Origin of the sequence: Anaerofustis sp. (assembly GCF_019420015.1) — a bacterium.
In the GTDB taxonomy this organism is placed as follows: Bacteria; Bacillota; Clostridia; order Eubacteriales; family Anaerofustaceae; genus Anaerofustis.
In genome coordinates this window covers 1-2,962 of record NZ_JAHZIA010000006.1, presented here as the reverse complement: position 1 = coordinate 2,962, position 2,962 = coordinate 1, and the positions used below count along the sequence as shown (strand labels likewise).

The following is a 2,962-nucleotide window of genomic DNA, read 5'->3' as shown; positions in this document are numbered from 1 at the left end:
GAGTTTATCAAAATAATTCGCAGTAGTTGTATAGTGGTCTGACTTGCCACCGCTTTTGATTTGAGATATTTTTCCATATATTTTCTTTCTTACTACTTGTCCTTTTGTATATGTTTCCATTAACAATCATTCCTTAGATGTTATTGCTCTACGAACCTTAAAAATAGAACATTCAGTAGTCATATAATACTTTCCATCACTTGTTTGAATACCGACATCATAAAAGTAATTTTTATGTTCTAAATTTAAAGTATCACTGGGTACAAAATAAATTCCATATCCCTCATTAATTTTATCTTTACTTGTAGCTATCTTTTTGATAATGTATTTAGAATTATCGGAATTTACATCATCTTCTTTTACGCCAAAAATTATTTTGTCACCATCTTGTAAGTTATAAATGCTACCATCTTCATAGTAGATAATATACTCTATATCCATATTTGTTCCTCTAACTATTTCAAAGTCCACAAACATCACTCAATTCTTTTTTTAGATTTTTCAAAGTTTAAAGCATTTTGATATTGTTGCTTTTCTGTTTCATATTGCCTTCTCATAGCATTTTTTGTTTCCTCTAAAAAACCCTGTAATATCGGCTCAATAACAAAAGGAGGTAAACCAGATTCGTTTATCTCCTTTGTTAAAGTATTTATTAAATCTTCCCTCACTAACATAATGGGTTTTTTTATTGTTTCTTCCATTAAATTATCATTCTCCTTTATGTTTCTATCCATGATACATATTGTATTTTTTGTCCATCTATCGTTATTGAATTTAATCCAAGTTTATAATTTCCAAAATAAAAATTATCTGTTTTAATTTTTACTCCACTACATTCAATCTCCTTATCACAAAAAAGACTATTATGTATTATAAACCCATCTGTTTCGGTATAACGAACCTTATTAAGATATACTTTATTTTCAGAATCATACACATTCCAAGTGAGAGCATCTCCGTCAACTAAATCAAATGTAAGACCATAATTGCCACTTGCACCACCACGAATACCAATTTGTCCTATTTCTTTTTCTCCATATGAATATTTAACGCCTTGCTTACTAATTACTGTTTTTCTACCATCAACATCATCGACAGTTATAGTATTATTTGCACTATCAATAGAAAAAGTTCCATCAACAGAAAGTAATTTATTCCCTTTAATTATCCAACCAGCTATTTCACCTGTTGTCGCTGTAACCTTACCATTAAAAGTACCATTACCACTATTATCAAAACTTAAAACATTACCCTTCGAGTTACTAATTGTAAAAATAGATTGATTATTTGGATTAATAGCTACTGTATTTGTACTATTGGTAATAGTCAAACCATTTTCATTAAATTTTAAGCTATTGTTTTTATTGAATATAGACAAATTTTCACCTACAATAAGTTTGCCAACAACAGCTTCCCCATTTACACCAAACTTAGTTTCCATAGCACCAGTTTCAGGATTTACATAAATAAATCTTCCGACTGCCGTCTTTGTAGTAGCCCAGTTATCATCTGTAACAGCAATAGTGGAGTTTATAATTTTTATTTGTTCCGATTCATAACTATCTGTAATTGAATTGTATTCTGTAAACAACATACCATGTGAATCCCAAGATTGACATTGATTATCAGCACCACCAATAATTTTTACATTAGTAGCGTCTAATCCATTAGTAAACCAATCTCGAATAACTTCATTACTTTTTTCGCCTTGATTAGCTTGTCTTTTAGTAGAACTATATGAAGAAGCCATTGAATTAGATTTAGATAATATACTTTGAATATCACTTATTCCATCTTTAATCTTTGTTAAATCAGAAAATTCAACTGATAATTCTTCAAGATTATCGAAATCAATTTCATAACTAATAAGTCTAAGTTTATAAATAACATCATCAACCAAACATCTTATCCAGTTACCCACTTCAAAATATTCAACAATAGGTTTAAATTTCTGAATTATCAATAAGTTCTTTAAACTACAAGAAATAGAGTGTTGTAATTCTGCTGATTTGTAAATTTCCTTTTCAGCAGTATCAATAAATTCTTGAGCTTTTTTGAAAATTTCGGAATTACTTAATCCGTCAGAAATATAATTATCATTTGAATATTTATCTTCTCTACGAAAACTATTAAATTCATTAAGCAAATCTGTTCCTAAATATTTTTCAAAGTTTAAATTATCTTGAGTTGTATTTCTTAATGTTATAACATCATTTTGTAAATCTGTAATAGTATCTAATTCGTTTTGTCTTAATGTTATTTCACTTTGAATGGCATTAAGTTTATTACGATAAGGAATATATAATTTAGTATAAAGATTGGATTCTCCACTACTTGATGTTTTATCCGTTCCAGCCCAAGTATTAGGGTTAGACACATCTTGTTCTATAAGTATGTCAATGCAAGCCTGACAAGCATCGGCAAAAGATTTTAACCTATTAAGACAATATTTTTTTAATTCATTACAAAAATCATCATATTCCTTTTTAAATAACCCTGAAATACTTAAATCTTCTTTATCCGATTTTTTTAATGCTTTATCTAACTTTTGTTTAACATACTTTTCATAATCATCATTAACATAAATGACTACATTATTTCCAGTTGCAGTATCTTCTTCATCAGAGCTATTAGTAATTTTAAAATTACCTTCCCAAATATGACCCTTTGTACTATAACTTGAAGATACAATTTCAACATCATATCTATAATCAAGTATAACCTTTGCAACAGATAAAACAGTATTATCAACAGTAGATTTAGAAGCTACTGATATATCTGTAACAGCAACAGGGGAGAGGTTAGCCATTGTTAATAAAGCAAGCTGCTCTGAAGCAGATGTATCACTTAAATTAGCATCAGGCATTAAACTATGCTCTAAATATCCTGAAAAATCAATAGTGTTATAATAAGATTTCATTAAATTAGGATAACCAACTACATTTTCAATCTTCTCTAAATC

Annotated in this window: 3 protein-coding genes; all 3 read right to left on the bottom strand. The window is 28.4% G+C overall.

Annotated features, from left to right (window positions below; genetic code table 11):
• Positions 1–126 precede the first annotated feature (126 nt).
• The gene (locus QZ357_RS00860) at positions 127–441 is read right to left on the bottom strand and encodes a hypothetical protein (RefSeq protein WP_290770775.1); all 315 of its coding nucleotides are present in this window, start codon (positions 439–441) and stop codon (positions 127–129) included.
• A gap of 35 nt (positions 442–476) precedes the next feature.
• Entirely contained in the window at positions 477–701 is a 225-nt protein-coding gene (locus QZ357_RS00855) for a hypothetical protein (protein WP_290770773.1), read from the bottom strand.
• A gap of 17 nt (positions 702–718) precedes the next feature.
• Positions 719–2,962: hypothetical protein (locus QZ357_RS00850; protein ID WP_290770770.1), on the bottom strand; the 2,244-nt coding region annotated here is incomplete at its 5' end.